This is a genomic window from Bacillus sp. AM 13(2015), assembly GCF_001518755.1.
Taxonomy (GTDB): Bacteria; Bacillota; Bacilli; order Bacillales; family Bacillaceae; genus Bacillus; species Bacillus safensis.
In genome coordinates, this window is record NZ_LKCP01000095.1 from 20,233 (window position 1) to 40,978 (window position 20,746).

Below are 20,746 nucleotides of genomic sequence, written 5' to 3' on the forward strand. Positions count from 1 at the left end.
TTACAAATCATCAGTTTCGTATAGGATGAAATGAAAAACAGTCTTTAAAACACAAAAATGGGTTCATTTTAAAAGAGCAACATATTTGCTGGATGTGCACCTGTCGATTATGATATGAAGTAACAATAGTTTAGGTTTTTGGAAACAGAAAGGAACGGTTTGATTTGAATAGTTCATTACAAGAAGCCATAAAATTAGTTGAGGCGGGTGAGACTGAAAAAGGACTCCAAACACTTGCTCAAGCAGAGAAGCATTTGCATGATGAAGAAAAGGCGCAAGCGGCTCAATTATATTATGATTGGGGAGATATCGATAAAGCACGGAATCTCATCAGTGATTTACATGATTTATATCCAGAGGAAACAGGTTTAACGTGTTTTTATGCAGAGCTGCTGATTGACTCTGATGAAGAAGAGAAGGCGATTGCAGTATTAGAAACGATTCCTGAAGATGATGATGCGTACCCAGAGAGTTTATTGTTAATGGCAGATTTGTATCAAATGCAAGGACTATTTGAAGTCAGTGAACAAAAGCTTTTAAAAGCGAAAGAACTACTTCCGAATGAAGCCGTCATCGATTTTGCATTAGGTGAGTTGTATTTTTCTCAAGGTCTTTCAAAAAAAGCGGCTGATTTTTTCTGCAAAGTGGCAGATCAACAGCATGAGGTTGGCGGTGTCAATGTGTATCAGCGGCTTGCTGAATCACTCAGTACAGCTGGAGAATTTGAGGATTCACTTGAATGGTACGAAAAGGCAGTAAAAGATCAAGCAGACCCGAACACTCTTTTTGGCTACGGATTTACAGCGATGAGGGCTGGCAGAACAAAAACAGCCATTCAGCAGCTTACAGAACTGAAAGATATTGATCCATCCTATTCGTCACTTTATATGCCTTTAGCGAAAAGTTATGAGGAAGAAGGACTATATCACGAGGCTTTAGAGGTAGTAAAAGAGGGTATTAAAGTTGATGAGTATAACAAAGAATTATATTTATATGGTGCCAAGATTGATTTGAAAAATGGGGATTCAGAAGATGCGAAAAAACTGCTTCAAGAAGCACTTGCTCTCGATCCGGGTTATATTGAAGCAGTTCAAACATTGCTGGCGATCTATTTAAATGAAGAGCTGTTTGATGAAATTCTAGATGTTATTAAAGAGGTTAAAAGCTTTGGGGAAGATGATCCAAAATGGAATTGGTATGCTGCATCTGCTTCTGTCGGGCGAGAAGAATACAAAGAAGCTGCCGAGTATTTCAAGCTTGCCCTGCCTGATTTTGATGAGGAACGTGACTTTTTATATGAATACGCTTCGTTCCTTTTAGAAGAGGGCAGACAAAAAGAAGCACTGCCGTTATTACGCAAAGTTCTAGAGAAAGATGGCACAAATGAAGAAATTGAAGAAACGATTTTAAGAATTGAAGACGAAATTTCCTTATAGTTTGCAGGAATGAAGAACTGGTTTGTTGAATAATTCATGTATAGCAATTTAATTTACGATAGAGGAGGGAATAACATGCAGACCCCTGTTTCTGTCAATGAAAAGAAGGAATTTATCCGGTGGTTCTTAAACCATTATCAGCTAAAGCGAAGAGAGTGTGTTTGGATATTAAATTATTTAATGAGTCACGACTCTTTGATGGAAAAGGTTCATTTTGTAGAGCAAGCAGAATTTTGCCCAAGGGGAATCATCATGTCAACACACTGTGTGGATGAAGTTCCCTTTAGATTTTATAAAGAAAACATCATGACGACAGATGCTGAAAAGTCATTTCATGATATTCGTTTGAATAAACAGCAGGATTTGTTTATTCAATTGAATTTCCGTTCTGCTTATCGTTCGCCGGAATATGCAGCTGTTCTTGAAACAAATCCCCATATTCCAAAGGATCTTTATGAGAATGAAAAAGATAAGGATCTTGCTGAGAAAGTGCTTGAGCACTCAATCGCAACTTTCCAAAAAGAACGGCTCATGAAAGAGATAGATGAAGCACTCGACCGTCATGATCAAGAAACATTTAATAAGCTGGCAAAAGAATTAAGCCTATTGTCATAAACTGAACGAATAAGCCTTGCCCTATACAGGCAGGGCTTATGTCATGAAAGAGGGGAAATTGATGAAGTTTCAAGCAGAGGACGCGGATCGCTTTTTGCAATCTAAAGCTTACATTGATACCGCTATCATTCCATTAGTTGGGATTAACGCAGATCAAATGAAACAAACCGTGTCTTTAGGAGAGTTTACTATTCTTGTAGCAGAGGAACTTGAAAGACAATTAAAAGGGCGGGTTTTTCTTTTTCCACCACATACATATTTAGAAGTGAGTGACCGGAAACAAGAAGACATATTCACAATGAAGCAGTCGCTCAAAGATCATTTTCAGCATGTCGCACTGATCACATCTGATCACCAGTGGAAAGAGCATGCTGAGATTAGCGAATCGCTATTTTTGCTCAAGCCGGTTCCGCTGGAGCATTTGAAGGTTGAATTAAAGCAAAAAGTCATTCAAGACAGTGTAGAACAAATTTTGAACTTTTTGTTACAAAAATGGAACCCTTCATAAAAACCCTTACATTTGCATTGTACATAGCTTTTTAGGATGTTGACCTTGTGAATAGATTGATATATTATGAGGGTGTCCTAGTTTTATGAAATTTTTTCTAATTCAGTTATAAAGTAGCTGACGACCTGAGGGGGGGAGAAAAAAATGAGCGAGAAGAGACATGGAGTGTCCAGGCGTCAATTTTTGAATTACACGTTGACCGGCGTGGGGGGATTTATGGCCGCTGGAATGCTCATGCCTATGGTTCGCTTTGCGCTTGACCCTGTGCTAAAAGGAACAGAGGATCAGGATATGGTTCAAGTTGTCAGTGTAGATGAACTGACAAAGGAACCGAAGCGCTTTGACTTTAAAATTGATCAAGTAGATGCATGGTATGAGTCAAAGGAATCTAGGTCAGCATGGGTGTACAAAGAAGGGGATGAAATTGTCGCTTTATCGCCAATCTGTAAACATTTAGGATGTACAGTGAACTGGAACAGTGATCCGAAAAATCCAAACAAATTTTTCTGCCCGTGCCATTATGGGCTGTACGACAAGGATGGTACAAACGTACCCGGAACTCCACCGCTTGCACCGCTTGACCATTATAAGCAGCAAGTGAAGGACGGATACCTCTATCTTGGAAAAGCTGTGCCGAAAGGGGAAGGGTAACGATGCTTAACAAGATTTACGATTGGGTAGATGAGCGGCTAGACATTACACCGATATGGAGAGATATTGCGGATCACGAGGTGCCAGAGCACGTCAATCCAGCACATCATTTCTCCGCTTTTGTGTATTGTTTTGGCGGTTTAACGTTTTTTGTGACAGTCATTCAAGTCCTGTCGGGCATGTTTTTAACGATGTATTACGTGCCGGATATTAAAAATGCCTGGGAATCTGTCTATTATTTGCAAAATGAAGTGGCATTTGGCCAGATTGTCAGAGGGATGCACCACTGGGGTGCGAGTTTAGTCATTGTGATGATGTTTTTACATACGCTAAGGGTCTTTTTCCAAGGGGCGTATAAAAAGCCTAGAGAGCTGAACTGGATTGTTGGTGTGCTCATTTTCTTTGTGATGCTTGGACTTGGTTTTACAGGTTATCTTTTACCATGGGATATGAAGGCGCTGTTTGCGACGAAGGTTGGTCTTCAAATAGCAGAAGCAACACCTTTCATTGGTAAAGAGATCAAAACGCTGCTTGCAGGTCATCCTGACATTGTAGGGGCACAAACGCTGACGAGATTCTTCGCTATCCACGTCTTTTTCTTGCCAGCGGCATTATTTGGGCTGATGGCTGCCCACTTTATTATGATTCGTAAGCAAGGAATTTCTGGACCGCTATAAAATGTTGCGTTTGATGAATGTTCAATGAGGAGGGGATGACTTTGCATAGGGGAAAAGGGATGAAGTTTGTCGGAGATTCCAGGATACCGGCAGAAAGAAAACCTAACATACCTAAAGACTATTCCGAATATCCGGGAAAAACAGAAGCCTTTTGGCCGAACTTTCTTTTAAAGGAATGGCTTGTAGGTGCCGTTTTTTTAATTGGATTTCTTGTCCTAACTGTTGTTCATGCGCCTCCGCTTGAGCGGATGGCTGATCCGACAGATACTGGCTATATTCCGCTGCCAGACTGGTATTTCCTATTTTTGTACCAGTTATTAAAATATGAATTTGCTGCAGGTAGCTTCACTGTCGTTGGCGCGATGATTATGCCTGGAATCGCGTTTGGTGCACTTTTGCTCGCACCATTTCTTGATTCAGGTCCAGAACGCAGACCGTATAGAAGACCAATTGCAGTCGGGATGATGATCCTTGCAGTCGGCGCAGCAACATATTTAACGTGGGAGTCTGTTGCAACCCATGATTGGGAAGCAGCGGCAAAACAAGGTGAGATTAAGAAAGAAGCAGAGATTGATACTTCAGCTGAAGAGTATAAAATTTATCAAGAGCAGACATGTATCTCCTGTCACGGGGATAACATGCAGGGCGGAGCAGCCGGACCGTCACTTGTTGACAACGGTCTTTCGCCTGAGGAGATTGCTAAAATCGCTGTAGAAGGAAAAGGCAATATGCCTAAGGGTGTCTTTAAAGGCAGTGATGAAGAACTCGAGAAGCTCTCTAAATATTTATCTGAGGTCAAATCAAAATAATTCAGTTGTTTAAATGCAAGTACAAGGATATACTCAAAAGAGAAAAAGCTGGCGCTGTCAGCTTTTTTCTGATTTTAACAGATCGTGAGTGAAGAGACATATGAGATGGATTCAATATTTGCTAGCGACGCGCTACATGCTTGTGCTGGTGCTTATGATCAATTTCCTTGGCACTGTGTACGGATACTATTGGTATATTCCGCAGCTTGTAGAGACGCCGGCTGTCTTTTTAGCTTTTGTACCAGACAGTCCAACGGCCAGCTTTTTCTTTTTATTTGTATTACTTGCGTTTTTGATGAAACGAAATGCTCCTTATTTTGAAGCACTTGCTCTTGTGACCTTGATTAAATATGGGCTATGGGCGGTAGGAATGAATATCTTTGTGCTTTTATCTGTTGATGATTTTCCGTGGGAAGGCTACATGCTGATTGGGTCTCACTTTGCGATGGCGGTTCAGGCCGTATTGTTTGCACCGTATTATCGTTTCCAAATGCGTCATCTCGTGGTAGCGGGAATTTGGATTTTACATAACGATGTGATTGATTATGTATTTGGTATGATGCCGCGTTATTCTATGCTGTCTGCCTATTCAAACGAGATCGGCTATGCGACGTTTTGGTTAAGTATCGCGGTTCTTCTTGTTTCGTATTATCTCGTTCTATCGAAAAAATCGGTCAAGCTGGAACTCCCTTAACAATGTTGGTCTAACCTTGTCCTTTTCTTCATACGCTGTATGGAGAAGGGCTAGGAGGGACTTGCATGAAACGAAAGCCAATCGCGATGATTCTATTATTTTTTCTCGTATTACATCCTGCTGTTGCCAAAGGTGAGGAAACAGCTGCTAACACGCTGCAAGAATTAACGGAACTATCAGATTCCATCTTTCAATTAACGAGACAAGCTAAATATGATGAGGCATTACAAGTCGCATTGTATGTTGAAAAGACATTTAAAGCTGAGAATTGGCGTGGAACTTTGACGAATACGCAGATTCGGCAAATTACACTTGGCTATCAAGATATGATAAAAGGGCTGCCGCAGGAAGAATTGAATGAGCGCGAAAAGCTTCGTTATGCTTCTCAATTTAGAATGCTGCTTGATGCGATCCAGTCGGATTCTGAGCCTCTTTGGGGTTCGCTCGAGAAGCCCATTATGGAGTCTTTTCCTACTTTGAAAAAAGAAGTGAAAGATCCAGAATCGACGACATTTTATGAAACTTGGAATGAGCTGGTTTCTTTATACGATATGATCTATCCGAGCTTAACCATTGATATTTCGCCTGAAAAGCTCCAGACGATTAAGCAGCACATGGAAGTGATTGAGCAAGGTGAATTTTTAAAAGCATCAAGTGGGACAAAGCTTGAACGTCTCACGAAGCTGGAAGAGGATTTATCGAGTGTGTTTGCTCACGTCGATGAAGATGAAGCTGATCCATCCCTTTTATGGGTCATCTTAACAACTGGGAGTATCATTTTACTAACGTTAACGTATGTTGGATTTCGGAAATATCGTGCTGAAAAAGAAAAGAAGCAAAAACGTCAGGCTGATTATCCTAAATCATAAAAAAAGAAGCCCAAAACTGGTGCTTCTTTTTTAATGTGGATTGAGCGGCTTTTTGTGTTCATCTAATGTAAAGCCTTCACCGAGTACATCATGCACGTCACTGACAGATACGAACGCATGAGGATCGACTGAGGTCACGACGCTTTTGAGGTGGACAAGCTCGTTTTTCGGAACGACGCAATAAAGGACGTTGCGCTCCTGCTTCGTATAGGAACCGACCCCTTTTAAGATGGTGACACCGCGCTCCATTTCATCCGTGATTTTCTTTTGAATGATGTCATCTTTTTCAGAGATAATCATGGCGCCTTTGGCAGCGTAAGCGCCTTCTTGCATGAAGTCAATGACCTTCGCAGCAACAAATACTGCGACAAGTGTATACATCGCTTCTTTATAATTTAAGTAGGTAAGAGAGATGGTAATGACGCATGCGTCGAAGATGAACATTGTTCGTCCCATGGCCACCTGATAATGCTTGTTGATCAGTCTTGCAATGATGTCCACACCGCCTGTTGTACCGCCGAATTTAAAGATGATCCCGAGGCCTGTTCCGATAAACACACCTGCAAAGAGGGCGGCTAAGGCTAAATCGTGCTGGAGAGGCATATGTATTTGAAAGCGCTGGAAGATGGCAAGAAAGACAGAAAGACTAACTGTGCCTACAATTGTATAAGTAAACATCGTTCTGCCGAGCATTTTCCAGCCAATAAAAAAGATCGGAATGTTTAAGACAAGGTTTGAAATAGATGGGTCAATGTGAAATAGAAAATATAAAAGCAGTGTAATACCTGTAAATCCGCCTTCCGCCAAATTGTTCTGCATATTAAAATGAACAAGACCGAAAGAAAAAATCGCAGATCCTATTAAAATAAATACGATATTTTTAAGACGAATTTCTTTTAGCAAGAGATCACTCCTTTTTTTGCTTAGACAGCGATAATATTATATGGTATGGGAGAGAAACAAGCAAACTGAGTCTTAAACATTTGTCAAATATTTATGATTTCGCTAACATGTAAGAGATGGATAGGAGGATGAGCTTCATGACGAAAGAAAAAACGCTGCGTCACGTGCAGCAAGAAGTAGATGATTACATAGGACAATTTAAAGAAGGCTATTTCAGCCCGCTTGCCATGATGGCCCGTCTGACAGAAGAATTGGGAGAGCTGGCAAGAGAGGTTAACCATTACTATGGAGAAAAGCCGAAAAAAACAACGGAAACAGAAAAAAGTATGGAAGAAGAAATAGGCGATGTTTTGTTTGTATTAACATGCCTCGCTAATTCACTTGATATTTCACTAGAAGAAGCACATGACCGTGTGATGCATAAATTCAACACAAGAGATAAAGACCGCTGGACGAAAAAAGAAGGGAAGTAGAGAAGATGACGAACGAAACCATCAAAGTAGTAATCGCTGGAGCAAGAGGAAGAATGGGGATAGAAGCTGTGAAGCTGGCGGAAGAAACAGGCCATTTTCAGCTGGTGGCCGCACTTGATCACGTGCATGAAGGAAAAAAATTATCTGATGTGATTCATACGACCTCTCATGCGCCAATTTATACGGATATTGATGTGTGTCTTTCAGAAACAGCACCAGATGTATTAATTGATCTGACGACACCAGAAATCGGGAAAGTACATACAAAAAAAGCACTTGAACATGGCGTGCGTCCAGTCGTAGGCACAACTGGATTTTCAGAAGATGACCTAAAAGAGCTTCAGCAATTAACAGAAGAAAAGGGCATAGGCTGTATTATTGCGCCAAACTTTGCTGTCGGTGCAGTCTTAATGATGAAATTTGCCAAAATGGCCGCGAATTATTTTCCTGACGTTGAAATCATTGAGCTTCACCATGATAAAAAACTAGATGCCCCAAGCGGTACGGGCTTAAAAACGGCTGAAATGATTGCAGAAGTAAGAGAAAGCAAAAAGCAGGGACATCCAGAAGAGAAAGAATTGATCGAAGGGGCACGAGGAGCAGATTATGATGGTATCCGTCTGCACAGCGTCAGACTTCCTGGTATGATTGCACATCAAGAAGTGCTGTTTGGAATGGACGGACAGACGCTCACCATTCGTCATGATTCTTATAACCGTGCATCCTTTATGTCAGGCGTAAAGCTTTCAGTGGAACAGGTCATGCACATTGATCAGCTCGTCTATGGTTTAGAAAATATCATCGACTAATAAGGAGTGGATTCCTGATGAACATTGCTTTAATCGCTCACGATAAGAAAAAAAGTGACATGATACAGTTTGCCACCGCGTACCGTGATATTTTGGCAGATCATACACTTTACGCAACAGGGACAACAGGTTTGAGAGTGAAAGAAGCGACGGGGCTTCCCATTCATCGTTTCCAGTCAGGACCACTTGGGGGAGATCAGCAGATCGGTGCTTTAATTGCTGATAATGCAATGGATCTTGTGCTCTTTTTTAGAGACCCGCTAACTGCGCAGCCGCATGAGCCGGATGTATCTGCACTCATCCGGCTTTGCGATGTGTATACCATTCCATTAGCCACCAATATGGGAACCGCTGAAATTTTAGTCAGGAATTTAAATAAAGGTACGTTTGATTTTCGAGATGTAGCAAAAAACGGAGGAACAAATGAAACGACTTGATATCCTTGCATTCGGTGCACATAGCGATGATGTAGAGATCGGAATGGGCGGAACGATTGCAAAATACGTAAAAAAAGGGGCGCGCGTCGGAATTTGCGACTTGACCCAGGCCGAATTATCTTCAAATGGAACGGTAGAGAGCCGCAAAGAAGAAGCAAAAGCCGCCGCCGCTATTTTAGGTGTCAGAGCGAGAATCCAGCTCACACTGCCAGATAGAGGGCTGTATCTAAATGACGAAGCGATGAAGGAAATTGCGGGCGTGATTCGAACATACAAACCGAAACTGATTTTCGCTCCGCACCACCAAGATCGGCATCCAGATCATGGCCATGCGGGCTCACTTGTAGAAGAGGCCGCTTTTTCTGCAGGTATACATAAATTTGAAGATTCATACAAGCAGCCAGCGCATAAAATAAGCCAAATGTATTATTACATGATTAATGGGCACCATCGTCCAGATTTTGTGATCGATATTTCTGAGGAAATGCATCAAAAAATTGATAGCTTGCATGCGTATAAAAGCCAATTTATTAAATCGGCAAATTCAGTAGAGACACCTCTTGTGAACGGTTATATTGATTTTGTCAAAATGAGAGAGTCTATGTATGGAAGAGAAGTCAACAAAGCTTATGCAGAAGGGTTTATCACAAAGAAACCACTTTTGATGGACGATGACTTACTTGGGGGGTAATTATGAAAAAACTGAAGGTCGGAATTACATGTTATCCAAGTGTCGGCGGATCGGGCATTATAGCCACGGAGCTTGGAAAACGTTTAGCTGAAAAAGGGCACGATGTTCATTTCATTACCTCTAGCATTCCGTTTAGGCTTAATAAAGTGTATCCGAATATTTATTTTCATGAGGTGGATGTGAATCAATATGCTGTTTTTCAATATCCACCTTATGACCTTGCGCTGGCAAGTAAATTGGCAGAAGTCGCAAAACGAGAAAAGCTTGATATTATTCACGCGCATTATGCGGTCCCGCACGCTGTCTGTGCGTTTTTAGCCAAACAAATGACTGGACACTCTGTGAAAGTCGTTACGACGCTTCACGGAACGGATATTACGGTTTTAGGCTATGATCCATCATTAAAGGAAGTCATTCGGTTCGCCATCGAATCATCGGATCGTGTGACGGCGGTGTCGCATTCATTAGCTGCGCAGACGTACGATCTCATCAAACCAGATAAAAAGATTGATACGATTCATAATTTTGTTGATGAACGGGTGTATTTGCGTGAAGATCACGATTTGCTAAAGACACATTATGGTCTTTTACCGAACGAAAAGGTTATCATCCATGTATCAAACTTTCGAAAAGTGAAACGGGTGCATGATGTGATTCATGTGTTTCAAAAGATTTCTGAACAGGTGCAGGCAAAGCTGCTACTCATTGGTGATGGTCCTGAAAAATCGGTCGTATGCGAACTTGTGAAAAAACTGGGACTGACAGACCGCGTGTTGTTTTTAGGCAAGCAAGAGAAGGTTGAGGAGCTTTATTCAATAAGTGATTTGAAGCTGCTTCTTTCAGAGAAGGAGAGCTTTGGGCTTGTGCTTCTTGAAGCAATGGCGTGCGGTGTCCCTTGTATCGGAACGGATGTCGGAGGTATTCCAGAGGTCATTACACATGGAGAAACAGGGTTTCTTGTCCCGCTCGGCGATATAGACGGAGCAGCAAAGCACGCAGTGTCTCTGCTAAAAGACGAAGCGCTTCATGAAAAAGTGTCAGCGGCAGCTCAGTCTAGTGTTCAGGCTCATTTCTCCTCTGAAAAGATTGTGAGTGAATATGAAAAGCTTTACCTAGAATTGATCGAAGGTGATGTTGAAGATGAATGAACCATTCACACATGCGATCCCTATATTACATACACTGCACGAACATGGGCATCAGGCTTACTTTGTCGGCGGAGCGGTGAGAGATGTTCTATTAGGACGAGAAATCGGCGATATCGATATTGCGACAGATGCAACACCTGATAAGGTTGAGTCCTTATTTGAAAAAACAGTAGATGTCGGTAAGGAGCATGGCACTGTCATTGTGTTACATGAGGGTGTCAGCTATGAGGTCACGACATTTCGAACGGAATCAGAATATGAAGATTTTCGCAGACCGAAAGAAGTGGCGTTTATCAAGTCGCTTAAGGAAGATCTTTTAAGAAGAGATTTAACGATTAATGCGATGGCTATGGATATAAACGGGGAAATCATTGATCATGTAGGTGGTAAACAGGATATTAAGCGGAAACGAATTCAAACCGTCGGAGATCCTGCGTGCCGCTTTCAAGAAGATGCGCTTCGTATGATGAGAGCTGTCCGTTTTTTAAGCCAGCTTGGCTTTGAGCTGGCAGATGAGACGGCTGAAGCAATGAAAAAAGATAAACATCTGCTTGCCAACATATCGGTTGAGCGCAAAAAGATTGAAATGGAGAAGCTTTTAAAAGGCCGTCATTGTGAGCAGGCCATTCAAGTGCTCATCTCAACTAAGTTATATGAAGAATTACCAGGTCTCAAAGAGGATCGTCTTCACGAATCCTTTCAATCCTTTCCATATTACTTACTGGATGGACTAGAAGAGGTATGGGGGGCTTGTATCCATTTGCTTGGCCTAGATGAAGCGGAAGCTGCGGTCTTCTTAAAAGAATGGAAGCTGTCAACGAAGCTTTTGAAAGACGCAATGGCTATTAGTAAATACGTTGATTGTGACTGGGATGCGGAAAACATGTTTGAAGCTGGTGAACACGTGCTCTTATCTAGTTTGAAGATCACGCAGCTAAAACATGAACGCCGCATTTTCTTTGATGAGCTGGAGGCAGCGAAGCGTTCTTATGATGCACTGCCGATTAAAAAGCTCCAAGACCTCGCTGTTTCAGGAAAAGATTTAATGGCCTTTCGGCAAAAGACGTCTGGGAAATGGATTGCAGAAGAGCTTGATCTTGTGAAAAAAGCCGTTTTGCAAACCGTTTAGAAAACCGAAAAGAAGCCATAGAGGAGTGGCTTAAAGCATGCGATCCGCAATTAGAAAACGATTAATTGAACTATTTACAGCATCCGGCCAGGATTTTGTCTCAAGTCAGCAAATTTGTGATGAGCTTGGCTGCTCCCGAACGGCTGTATGGAAGCATATGGAGGATTTGCGAAAAGAGGGGTATGAGGTAGAAGCGGTCAGAAGAAAAGGATACCGTCTGCTTCGTAAACCGGACAAAATTAGTGAGGACGAAATTCTGTTTGGTCTTGAAACAGAGAGCTTCGGCAGGCATATTTACTTTCAGAAAGAAGTCGCTTCAACTCAGCTGATTGCCCATGATCTTGTAAATGAAGGTGCGCCCCACGGCACGATCGTTGTCAGCGATCATCAGACAGACGGAAAAGGACGCCTTCAAAGAACGTGGCATTCACCCAATGGGACAGGCATTTGGATGAGTCTCATTCTCCGGCCTGAGATCCCGCTCTATAAAGCGCCGCAAATGACGCTTTTGGCATCAGTAGCCATCGCAGAAGCGATTGCGCAGCAAACAGGACTCACTCCATCTATTAAATGGCCAAACGATATTTTGTTGAATGGGAAAAAGGTCGTTGGCATTCTGACTGAATTAAAAGCAGAAGCTGACCAGGTTCATGCGGTCATTATTGGACCGGGCATTAATGTGAACCAAACAGCTGATGACTTCCCAGATGAACTAAAGGATGTCGCCACAAGTCTGCGAATGGAACTGAATGAAAAAGTGGATCGGGCTGCACTCATACAACAGATCATGTCCACCTTTGAAAAAAGATATGATGATTATATGCAGCAAGGATTTGCGCCGATTAAACAATTATGGGAATCGTTTGCGATGACGATCGGTCAACATATTGTTGCCCGCACCGTCAATGGGCAATATTCGGGGAAGGCGCTTGGAATCAATGAAGAAGGTGTTTTATTGCTTGAAACGGAGGACGGTATCCAAAAAATCTACTCCGCAGACATTGAGATCAAGTCAACTTGAGTGGAACACCCGGCACATTTTTGATATACTTCGTGTGGGCAGTATCTGCAAAGAACTGTACCTGTTAGGAAGAAAAATTTGATAAATTTCTGCCTTGATCCTAAGGGACTTGGACAGAGGGATGATTCGCCGCACATGAGAAATTAACGCATGTGATGTGAGGCAAGCCATTTCCTCTCCAGAATGAGGAGGAACAAATGAAGACAAAGCTAGATTTTTTCAAAATGAAAGAACAAAATGAACCTATTGTGATGCTGACTGCATACGACTATCCAGCTGCAAAGCAAGCGGAAAAAGCGGAAGTCGACATGATCTTAGTTGGTGATTCACTTGGGATGGTTGTACTTGGATTAGATTCCACAGTTCAAGTCACGATGGATGATATGATCCATCACACAAAAGCAGTGAAAAGAGGCGCAAAAGACACATTTGTTGTGACTGATATGCCATTTATGTCTTACCATTATTCGTTAGAAGAAACAATGAAAAATGCAGCACGCATCATGCAAGAAAGCGGTGCCGATGCCTTAAAGCTAGAAGGCGGAGATGGAGTATTTGAATCCATTCAAGCTCTAACAAGAGGCGGCATTCCTGTCGTCAGTCATTTAGGCCTCACACCTCAATCTGTTGGTGTACTTGGCGGGTATAAGGTGCAAGGAAAAGACCACGAAAGTGCTCAAAAATTGATTGAAGACAGCTTGAAATGTGAGGAAGCTGGTGCAATCGCACTTGTGCTGGAATGCGTACCTGGCGAACTGACAAAACGAATTACCGATATGCTGAAGATTCCTGTGATCGGAATTGGTGCAGGAGCTGAGGCAGACGGACAAGTTCTCGTTTACCATGATGTGGTTGGATACGGGGTGTCTAGAACACCTAAGTTTGTGAAACAATACGCGCAAATTGATACTGTTTTAGAAGAAGCGCTCATTCAATATACAAAAGAAGTAAAAGCACGCACATTTCCAGAGGACATGCACACGTTTCATATCAAAGAAGAAGTCCTTGATGGCTTATATGGGGGAATCAAAAAATGAACGTTGTCACCCATATTCACGAGCTAAAAGAATTAATCAAGCAGCATCAAGATAAGCAGCATTCCATCGGCTTTGTTCCGACGATGGGCTTTCTTCATGAAGGACATCTGACGCTTGCGAGGGAAGCAAGAGGACAAAATGACATTGTCGTGATGAGTATTTTTGTCAATCCTTTGCAATTTGGACCAAATGAAGACTTTGAATCCTATCCAAGGGATATGGAAAGAGACCAGCGTCTTGCAGAAGCAGCAGGAGTGGACATTTTATTTGCACCTGATGTGAAGGAAATGTACCAAAACGAACCATCTATTACGATGACGGTTCAAAAGCGGACGGATGTGTTATGCGGAAAAAAACGTCCAGGACATTTTGACGGCGTTGTCACTGTGCTTACAAAGCTGTTTCATCTTGTGTCACCAACAAATGTCTACTTTGGTCTAAAGGATGCACAGCAAGTCGCTGTGATCGATGCGATGATCAAGGATTTCTTCTTTGATCTTCACCTTGTATCTGTACCAACAGTCAGAGAAGAAGACGGTTTAGCGAAAAGCTCAAGGAATGTATACTTGTCAGAAAAAGAAAGACAAGAAGCACCTGCTTTATACCGCGCTTTAACAAAAGGACGGTCAGCTGTTGAAAAAGGTGAACGTGATGTCAGCCGTGTGTATCAGCTGATTGAAGAGGAACTTGTTCAGACGAGCGGGGAAATTGATTATATTGAGATCTACTCATATCCAGAACTTGAGCCGCTTGAGCAGTTAGCAGGTCAAGTCATTATGGCGATTGCGGTGAAATTTTCACGGGCAAGACTGATTGATAATGTGATTTTCCATGTTCCTGAAAGCGGTGAAAAACATGTATAGAACCTTTATGACATCTAAGCTTCATAAAGCGACGGTAACAGAAGCAAACTTACATTATGTAGGAAGTATTACAATTGACGAAGATTTACTTGATGCGGCAGGTATGATGGCAAATGAGAAAGTACAAATTGTCAATAATCATAATGGCGCGAGACTTGAAACATATATTATTCCTGGCGAAAGAAAGAGCGGTGTCATTTGTCTAAATGGGGCGGCGGCGAGATTGGTTCAGCCAGGGGATGAAGTCATTATTATCGCTTATGGGATGCTGTCAGAAGAAGAAGCAAAGACACATACACCAAAAGTGGTCGTGTTAAATAAACAAAATCAAATTGAGCAAATGATTGGGCAAGAGCCTGCTAGAACGATTTTATAACGCAAGCTTCGTAGAAACAGAACAGTTTCAGGAAGAGAAGCTGTTCTGTTTCATCTATTTTGTCCAGAGCGTGTTTCACTTCAGGGTGAAACGAGGAATTGAGGTGTCCATTTTATGACCGATCAAAGGTTTGTTGTCGTTGATATTGAAACCACCGGGAATTCACCTAAAAAAGGTGATAAAATCATTCAAATAGCTGCGGTGGTCATTGAAAATGGACAAATTGTCGAACGGTATTCAAAATATGTGAACCCGGGAAAAGCAATCCCTGGATTTATTGAACAGCTGACAGGCATTCAGCAGCACATGGTTGACGATGCGGTGTTTTTTGAGGACATTGCCCAAGAGGTGTATGATCTCATACAGGGTGCTTATTTTGTTGCGCACAATGTTCATTTTGATTTGAATTTTTTAAATGATGAACTAAAAGCATGCGGGAAAAATGAGCTGGATGTGCTAGCAATTGATACAGTTGAGATTTCTAGAATTCTTTATCCTGAGCTTGAAGGTTATAAGCTCACTGAATTAAGTGAAGAGCTCATGCTTCCACATGACCACCCGCATAGGGCGGATAGTGATGCGGAAGTTACTGCCATGTTATTTTTAACTTTATTACATCAATTAAAACATACACCGCAAAATGTGCTGAAGCAGCTGCGCAGATTATCTTCTTATCTCCTAAGTGATATAGGGCTCTTAATTAAGCAGCTTGAAACGAGTCATGCCAGCCTGGAAGATTCTTTGGTGGAAGTCGGCTCTTTTGCTGTAAAAGATGTCACGAATCCTATCAGTAGGGCGACACATTCAGTAGGTGAAGATGATGAAAAGCTGTTTGAGGAAATTAAAAAGAAGCTTCCGCAAACGGTAGAAGGATATGAGGTAAGAGAAGGCCAGCTTACGATGATGAATAAAGTAAGAGACGTGTTTCATGAACGAGCCTATGCATTAATTGAAGCGGCACCGGGTATTGGGAAAACGCTCGCTTACCTCATCCCAGCTGCTTTAGAAGCGAGGAAATCAGGAAAACCTGTCATTATTAGTACATATTCCATCCTGTTGCAGCAGCAAATGCTTCAGCGCGATGTGCCGATGTTGAATCAACTGCTCCCGTTTGAGCCTGCTGCCTGTGTCTTTAAAGGCCGGGCGCATTATATTTGTTTAGATAAGTTTGAGCATGTGCTTCATGAGGAAGATGATAACTATGATGTGGTCTTAACGAAGGCGCAAATTTTAATGTGGCTCCTTGTAACGGAAACAGGTGATTTATCTGAACTGAATTTACCGTCAGGAGCCGCCAATATAAAAGACCGCATTTCCTGTGTACATATGCCGTTTACATCAAAAAAGCGCCGTTTTAAAGAGTATTGCTTTTATGAGCGCGCCAAAAAAAGGGCAAAAACAGCTGATTTAATTTTAACGAATCATCGTCTGCTTTTATCACAAACAGAGGCATCGTCGATCTTTCAGCATGCTGACGTATATGTGATAGACGAAGCCCATCAATTTGAGAAAACAGCCAATGAAACACTAGGAGATAGTGCGTCTTATATCCAGCTTCATGCGAAATTAACGCAGCTTGGCTCCTTGCAAGGCGGACTGTTAAAGAAACTGAAAAAAAGATTTCATCATGCAGGGTTACAGACGGACACTTTTATCGAAATGGATGAGTATCTGAATCAGCTTCAAATGGAAAGTGATGCTTTCTTTAGCACCGTTCATTCATTTGTGAAAAGGACAAAACCAAAAGCCGACATCAATCGTCTCATTCATAGAGTACGTCATCATTCAAAGCATGCTCAGTGGAAACGGATTAAAGAAACGGCAAGTAAGCTTTGTTCCTTGTTAATTGCTTGTGAGAAGCTGTATGAACAGCAAAAAAATGAGCTTCTTCAAAAAAGTGATCAGCTGACAGAACACTTTGCCTTTGAAGCAGAGGAATACGACCAAGTCATGTCGTTTATGCATACTTTTTGCAGTACGCTTTACCGGTTTATCTTTGAACCGAAAAACGATGAAACGGTTTGGATTGAAATTGATGCAAAGGGCGCCAAAAACGCTGTCTTTATGCATGCACAGCCGTTAGATACTGGGGAGCTTTTGGCTGATCGTTTCTTTATGAACAAAAAGAGTGTCGTCCTTACATCAGGGACGCTTACGATCAATCACCGCTTTGATTATTGCTTGGAACGGTTTGGCCTGCAAGATTTTTACCCTCATCTTGTGCAAATTGATTCACCTTTCGAACTTGAAAAACAGCTCAAGGTCATTGTTCCGGCAGACATGCCGCCGATTACAAATCGTGATGAACGAGATTATGTAAAGCAAGCTGCGCAATATATTAAGATTATGGAAAAGCAGCAGCATGCAAAAATATTGGTTTTGTTTAATTCACATGAGATGTTAAAAGCAGTCTATGAAGAGCTAAAAACAGAAGGGATGCAGTCCGCCCTTTTTGCTCAAGGTCTGACAGGCGGAAGCCCCGTAAAATTAACGAAAATGTTCAAATTAGCAAAACAAGCTATTTTACTTGGTACGGGTAGCTTTTGGGAAGGTGTTGATTTTCCAGGCTCAGAGCTGACTACAGTCATCATGGCACGTCTTCCGTTCCGGCCGCCTGATTCTCCGCTCATTGAAGCAAAATGTGATGCAGCTAAAAAACAAGGGAAGAATCCATTTAAAGCCGTCGCTTTACCAGAAGCTGTGTTAACCTTTAAGCAAGGAGCTGGACGCTTGCTGCGCTCTGAAAAAGACATTGGCACATTGCTGATTTTAGACCGCCGAGTGAAAACCGCTTCATATGGAAAACTATTTTTAGAATCACTCCCTCATGCGCCAGTTCACGAGATGTCAAAAGAGTCACTTGAGGCGTATATAGAAAACCTTAACAACGAAAAGCCGCTGTCATAAGCGGCCTTTAGCTGGTGTGGGTTTGGAGTTAATTTATCGTAACGGTTTTTTGTGTTCCGTTGTAAAAATAGTATCGGTTCCCGTGCAGAAAAGTATGACTAACAATATTTACGTACCGAGGAGGAATTAGAAGTGGAAAGTAAAATAGAGGTACTTTCAACTGTTCAAATTAAGCATTCAGAAGACCTGTACAAAATCGTTGATGTATTGAACAGAACGCTTAAAAGAGAAGATCTCATGTTTGGATTAGCATTAGATCAAGAAGACCAAAATCAAGCGGTATTCACGATATATCGCACATAGGGGAAGCTTGACATGAAAAAAATAGTCTGGATTATTTCATCTGTAGTGGCTCTCGTTCTGCTCATTGGCATCATCAGCTTTACGTGGATTTATCAAATTGCCATGGGACAAAGAGAACAAGGGCATGAAGCAGCGATCGAACGAGCAAAAGAACAAGCAAACATCGTACAAGTGGAGCAAGTGGAAACCTTTGTCGGGAAAGAAAAGCAATTTATTGTTGAAGGGAAAAACAAACAGAATGAAACGACCTACGTTTGGGTTCCTGCCAGCAAAAAAGAAAAAGTGATCGCAAAAAAAGCAAAAGAAGGCATTACCTCGAATCAAGCAGTACAAGCCGTTCAAAAGGAGAACACGGTCTCTAAGCTAAAAGAAGTCAAATTAGCGAGAGAAGGTGACGTACTCCTTTGGGAAGTGACGTACTTAAATGAGAACAATCAATATAGCTTCAGCTATGTCGACTTTTCGACAGGACGTGTGGAAAAAAATTTAACACCGTAGTTTCTCCTGTCTTGCGTTGACCATGCTGATTTAGAACGGTTATAATAAAATGTATGAAAAAAGATTCACACCTGACAAATAGGTGAGTTTCTTTCTGGCTTTGGAGGGAATTATGTTGAAAACAACGATTAATCAAGTGTTCAAACACGTCGATCAAGAAGTAACCATCGGCGCATGGATTGCCAATAAACGTTCAAGCGGAAAAATTGCATTTTTGCAGTTGCGTGACGGGACAGGCTTTATTCAAGGAGTCGTAGTAAAAGCAGAAGTGGAAGAGGAAGTCTTTAAGCTTGCGAAATCAGTCACACAAGAAACATCTGTCTATGTGACAGGTCAAGTGACAAAAGATGAGCGTTCACCACTAGGTTTTGAATTACAAGTGAAATCCATTAAAGTGATTCATGAAGCGACAGATTACCCAATTACACCGAAAGAGCATGGAACAGAATTCTTAATGGATCACCGTCATTTATGGCTTCGTTCTAAAAAACAGCATGCCATTATGAAAATCCGTAACGAAATTATTCGTGCTACATATGAATACTTCCATCAAGAAGGTTTCGTGAAAGTAGATCCGCCAATTTTAACTGGAAGTGCACCTGAGGGCACAACGGAACTGTTTGCTACGAAATATTTTGATGAAGATGCGTACCTTTCTCAAAGTGGTCAGCTTTACATGGAAGCTGCAGCAATGGCACTCGGAAAAGTATTCTCATTTGGCCCAACATTTAGAGCAGAAAAATCTAAAACAAAACGTCATTTAATTGAGTTTTGGATGATCGAGCCTGAGATGGCTTTTGTCGAATTCAATGAAAACCTTGAGTATCAAGAAAATTATGTGTCTCATGTTGTTCAAAGTGTACTTGAAAACTGTAAAGTGGAGCTGCATACACTAGGTCGTGATACAGCGAAATTAGAAAACATCAAAGCACCATTCCCGCGCATCACTTACGATGAAGCGATTAAATTCTTGCAGGAAAAAGGCTATGATGATATCGAATGGGGAGATGATTTCGGAGCGCCTCACGAAACAGCGATTGCCGAAAGCTATGATAAACCAGTGTTTATCACTCATTACCCAACATCATTAAAACCGTTCTATATGCAGCCAGCACCAGATCGTGAAGATGTTGTCCTTTGTGCAGACTTGATTGCACCAGAAGGCTACGGAGAGATTATTGGCGGTTCTGAGCGTGTTCATGATTTAGAGCTTCTTGAAGCAAGATTGAAAGAACATGGGCTTGATCAGGAAACTTACAAATGGTATACAGAATTAAGACAATACGGTTCTGTACCGCATTCAGGTTTTGGTCTTGGACTTGAACGTACAGTTGCTTGGATTAGTGGAGCGCCGCATGTGCGTGAAACCATTCCTTTCCCAAGATTATTAAACCGTTTATACCCTTAAGACGTGAAAGCCTCCAACAAATGGAGGCTTTTTCAAACGTCTTTTTAGGGAGGCACGTGAAATAAAACGTGATATACTTAAAATGAAGAGGTGTATCCGATGAATAGGCAGCAATTTATAAATATGCAGCAAATGGGGGCGACAAGTTTGCCTAATTTGCTGATTGCTCATTATGAGCAGTTAGGACTGAATGAATCACAGATGATGGTCATGCTCAAGATTAAAATGAATGAAGAACAAGGTGTTTTCTTTCAAACATTTGAAGAGCTTTCTCATGGAATGACCATATCAGCGGAAGAGTGCGCGTATATGGTGCAGCATCTGATTCAAAAAGGATTTATCTCAATTCAGCCATTTGAAGACAGGTCTGGTATTCAGCATGACCGTTACTCAGTAGAACCTTTATGGGGCGTGCTGTATGACTTTTTAGAAACAAAACAGGCGAAAGAAGCTCAAAAACAACATGTGCAGGCAGAAAAATCTT

At 41.7% G+C, this 20,746-nt stretch carries 22 protein-coding genes and 2 pseudogenes; 23 read left to right on the forward strand and 1 reads right to left on the reverse strand.

Going from position 1 to position 20,746, the window contains the following annotated elements; translation table 11 throughout:
- Positions 1-164: 164 nt before the first annotated feature.
- From AOQ70_RS18750 to ypjB, 8 genes are all read left to right on the forward strand, one after another.
- A complete protein-coding gene (locus tag AOQ70_RS18750; RefSeq protein ID WP_059377976.1) occupies positions 165-1,436 on the forward strand; it encodes a tetratricopeptide repeat protein in 1,272 nt (423 codons plus the stop codon).
- A gap of 75 nt (positions 1,437-1,511) precedes the next feature.
- Positions 1,512-2,051: a ReoY family proteolytic degradation factor gene (locus tag AOQ70_RS18755; RefSeq protein ID WP_008344562.1), complete on the forward strand. Its 540-nt coding sequence runs from the start codon at positions 1,512-1,514 to the stop codon at positions 2,049-2,051.
- A 61-nt stretch (positions 2,052-2,112) separates the two neighbouring features.
- Positions 2,113-2,559: a YpiF family protein gene (locus AOQ70_RS18760; protein ID WP_059377977.1), complete on the forward strand. Its 447-nt coding sequence runs from the start codon at positions 2,113-2,115 to the stop codon at positions 2,557-2,559.
- A gap of 144 nt (positions 2,560-2,703) precedes the next feature.
- Positions 2,704-3,210 carry a ubiquinol-cytochrome c reductase iron-sulfur subunit gene (locus AOQ70_RS18765; RefSeq protein ID WP_007500911.1) on the forward strand — a complete coding sequence of 169 codons (507 nt, stop codon included), beginning with the start codon at positions 2,704-2,706 and terminating at the stop codon, positions 3,208-3,210.
- 2 nt (positions 3,211-3,212) lie between these two features.
- Entirely contained in the window at positions 3,213-3,887 is a 675-nt protein-coding gene (qcrB, locus tag AOQ70_RS18770; protein ID WP_003215804.1) for a menaquinol-cytochrome c reductase cytochrome b subunit, read from the forward strand.
- A gap of 41 nt (positions 3,888-3,928) precedes the next feature.
- Positions 3,929-4,696, forward strand: coding sequence for a menaquinol-cytochrome c reductase cytochrome b/c subunit (locus tag AOQ70_RS18775; protein WP_039179522.1), 768 nt, complete (start codon positions 3,929-3,931; stop codon positions 4,694-4,696).
- 100 nt (positions 4,697-4,796) lie between these two features.
- The gene (locus AOQ70_RS18780; RefSeq protein ID WP_047203225.1) at positions 4,797-5,390 is read left to right on the forward strand and encodes a DUF1405 domain-containing protein; all 594 of its coding nucleotides are present in this window, start codon (positions 4,797-4,799) and stop codon (positions 5,388-5,390) included.
- A gap of 65 nt (positions 5,391-5,455) precedes the next feature.
- Complete coding sequence (gene ypjB / locus AOQ70_RS18785; RefSeq protein ID WP_059377980.1) at positions 5,456-6,259, forward strand: sporulation protein YpjB; 804 nt, start codon at positions 5,456-5,458, stop codon at positions 6,257-6,259.
- A gap of 30 nt (positions 6,260-6,289) precedes the next feature.
- Here the strand turns inward: ypjB and AOQ70_RS18790 are convergent, their stop codons facing one another.
- Positions 6,290-7,162: a YitT family protein gene (locus AOQ70_RS18790; protein WP_024422789.1), complete on the reverse strand. Its 873-nt coding sequence runs from the start codon at positions 7,160-7,162 to the stop codon at positions 6,290-6,292.
- Between the two features lie 137 nt (positions 7,163-7,299).
- On the opposite strand from AOQ70_RS18790, the gene AOQ70_RS18795 reads away from it, so the two are divergent.
- The 15 genes and pseudogenes from AOQ70_RS18795 to AOQ70_RS18860 all read left to right on the forward strand — a co-directional run.
- The gene (locus AOQ70_RS18795; protein WP_024422788.1) at positions 7,300-7,635 is read left to right on the forward strand and encodes a nucleotide pyrophosphohydrolase; all 336 of its coding nucleotides are present in this window, start codon (positions 7,300-7,302) and stop codon (positions 7,633-7,635) included.
- A 5-nt stretch (positions 7,636-7,640) separates the two neighbouring features.
- Positions 7,641-8,444 (forward strand): 4-hydroxy-tetrahydrodipicolinate reductase, encoded by an 804-nt coding sequence (gene dapB / locus AOQ70_RS18800; protein WP_039179514.1) that lies wholly within the window; start codon positions 7,641-7,643, stop codon positions 8,442-8,444.
- A 17-nt stretch (positions 8,445-8,461) separates the two neighbouring features.
- On the forward strand, positions 8,462-8,881 hold the full coding sequence (gene mgsA / locus AOQ70_RS18805; RefSeq protein WP_034280445.1) for a methylglyoxal synthase: 420 nt from the start codon (positions 8,462-8,464) through the stop codon (positions 8,879-8,881).
- Positions 8,868-9,572: a bacillithiol biosynthesis deacetylase BshB1 gene (bshB1, locus tag AOQ70_RS18810; RefSeq protein ID WP_059377981.1), complete on the forward strand. Its 705-nt coding sequence runs from the start codon at positions 8,868-8,870 to the stop codon at positions 9,570-9,572. Before mgsA ends, bshB1 begins: the two co-directional genes overlap by 14 nt.
- A gap of 2 nt (positions 9,573-9,574) precedes the next feature.
- On the forward strand, positions 9,575-10,720 hold the full coding sequence (bshA, locus tag AOQ70_RS18815) for an N-acetyl-alpha-D-glucosaminyl L-malate synthase BshA (RefSeq protein ID WP_039179506.1): 1,146 nt from the start codon (positions 9,575-9,577) through the stop codon (positions 10,718-10,720).
- Positions 10,713-11,914: pseudogene (locus AOQ70_RS18820) on the forward strand (CCA tRNA nucleotidyltransferase). Before bshA ends, AOQ70_RS18820 begins: the two are co-directional and overlap by 8 nt.
- Entirely contained in the window at positions 11,887-12,870 is a 984-nt protein-coding gene (locus AOQ70_RS18825; RefSeq protein WP_059377983.1) for a biotin--[acetyl-CoA-carboxylase] ligase, read from the forward strand. The pseudogene AOQ70_RS18820 and the gene AOQ70_RS18825 overlap by 28 nt, the downstream one beginning before the upstream one ends.
- Before the next feature lie 197 nt (positions 12,871-13,067).
- A complete protein-coding gene (panB, locus tag AOQ70_RS18830; RefSeq protein ID WP_024422781.1) occupies positions 13,068-13,907 on the forward strand; it encodes a 3-methyl-2-oxobutanoate hydroxymethyltransferase in 840 nt (279 codons plus the stop codon).
- Positions 13,904-14,770, forward strand: coding sequence for a pantoate--beta-alanine ligase (gene panC, locus AOQ70_RS18835; RefSeq protein WP_059377985.1), 867 nt, complete (start codon positions 13,904-13,906; stop codon positions 14,768-14,770). The genes panB and panC overlap by 4 nt, the downstream gene beginning before the upstream one ends.
- A complete protein-coding gene (panD, locus tag AOQ70_RS18840) occupies positions 14,763-15,146 on the forward strand; it encodes an aspartate 1-decarboxylase (RefSeq protein ID WP_024422780.1) in 384 nt (127 codons plus the stop codon). Before panC ends, panD begins: the two co-directional genes overlap by 8 nt.
- Positions 15,147-15,260: 114 nt before the next feature.
- Positions 15,261-18,053 carry an ATP-dependent DNA helicase DinG gene (gene dinG, locus AOQ70_RS18845; RefSeq protein WP_059377988.1) on the forward strand — a complete coding sequence of 931 codons (2,793 nt, stop codon included), beginning with the start codon at positions 15,261-15,263 and terminating at the stop codon, positions 18,051-18,053.
- A gap of 132 nt (positions 18,054-18,185) precedes the next feature.
- The gene (locus tag AOQ70_RS19490; protein ID WP_064497519.1) at positions 18,186-18,356 is read left to right on the forward strand and encodes a YpmA family protein; all 171 of its coding nucleotides are present in this window, start codon (positions 18,186-18,188) and stop codon (positions 18,354-18,356) included.
- Positions 18,357-18,368: 12 nt separating this feature from the next.
- Complete coding sequence (tseB, locus tag AOQ70_RS18850; RefSeq protein WP_039179489.1) at positions 18,369-18,854, forward strand: cell wall elongation/penicillin-binding protein regulator TseB; 486 nt, start codon at positions 18,369-18,371, stop codon at positions 18,852-18,854.
- A 115-nt stretch (positions 18,855-18,969) separates the two neighbouring features.
- Positions 18,970-20,262 (forward strand): asparagine--tRNA ligase, encoded by a 1,293-nt coding sequence (asnS, locus tag AOQ70_RS18855; RefSeq protein ID WP_156417757.1) that lies wholly within the window; start codon positions 18,970-18,972, stop codon positions 20,260-20,262.
- Positions 20,263-20,361: 99 nt separating this feature from the next.
- Positions 20,362-20,746 (forward strand): annotated as a pseudogene (locus tag AOQ70_RS18860) (DNA replication protein DnaD); the annotation flags it as partial.

Coding starts and splice junctions, on each gene's coding strand:
- ypjB (WP_059377980.1), top strand. CDS start 5,456: ATGAAACGAAAGCCAATCGCGATGATTCTATTATTTTTTCTCGTATTA.
- tseB (WP_039179489.1), top strand. CDS start 18,369: ATGAAAAAAATAGTCTGGATTATTTCATCTGTAGTGGCTCTCGTTCTG.
- AOQ70_RS18765 (WP_007500911.1), top strand. CDS start 2,704: ATGAGCGAGAAGAGACATGGAGTGTCCAGGCGTCAATTTTTGAATTAC.
- AOQ70_RS18795 (WP_024422788.1), top strand. CDS start 7,300: ATGACGAAAGAAAAAACGCTGCGTCACGTGCAGCAAGAAGTAGATGAT.
- AOQ70_RS18780 (WP_047203225.1), top strand. CDS start 4,797: ATGAGATGGATTCAATATTTGCTAGCGACGCGCTACATGCTTGTGCTG.
- AOQ70_RS18825 (WP_059377983.1), top strand. CDS start 11,887: ATGCGATCCGCAATTAGAAAACGATTAATTGAACTATTTACAGCATCC.
- panC (WP_059377985.1), top strand. CDS start 13,904: ATGAACGTTGTCACCCATATTCACGAGCTAAAAGAATTAATCAAGCAG.
- qcrB (WP_003215804.1), top strand. CDS start 3,213: ATGCTTAACAAGATTTACGATTGGGTAGATGAGCGGCTAGACATTACA.
- bshB1 (WP_059377981.1), top strand. CDS start 8,868: ATGAAACGACTTGATATCCTTGCATTCGGTGCACATAGCGATGATGTA.
- bshA (WP_039179506.1), top strand. CDS start 9,575: ATGAAAAAACTGAAGGTCGGAATTACATGTTATCCAAGTGTCGGCGGA.
- AOQ70_RS18760 (WP_059377977.1), top strand. CDS start 2,113: ATGAAGTTTCAAGCAGAGGACGCGGATCGCTTTTTGCAATCTAAAGCT.
- AOQ70_RS18755 (WP_008344562.1), top strand. CDS start 1,512: ATGCAGACCCCTGTTTCTGTCAATGAAAAGAAGGAATTTATCCGGTGG.
- panD (WP_024422780.1), top strand. CDS start 14,763: ATGTATAGAACCTTTATGACATCTAAGCTTCATAAAGCGACGGTAACA.
- dinG (WP_059377988.1), top strand. CDS start 15,261: ATGACCGATCAAAGGTTTGTTGTCGTTGATATTGAAACCACCGGGAAT.
- mgsA (WP_034280445.1), top strand. CDS start 8,462: ATGAACATTGCTTTAATCGCTCACGATAAGAAAAAAAGTGACATGATA.
- panB (WP_024422781.1), top strand. CDS start 13,068: ATGAAGACAAAGCTAGATTTTTTCAAAATGAAAGAACAAAATGAACCT.
- dapB (WP_039179514.1), top strand. CDS start 7,641: ATGACGAACGAAACCATCAAAGTAGTAATCGCTGGAGCAAGAGGAAGA.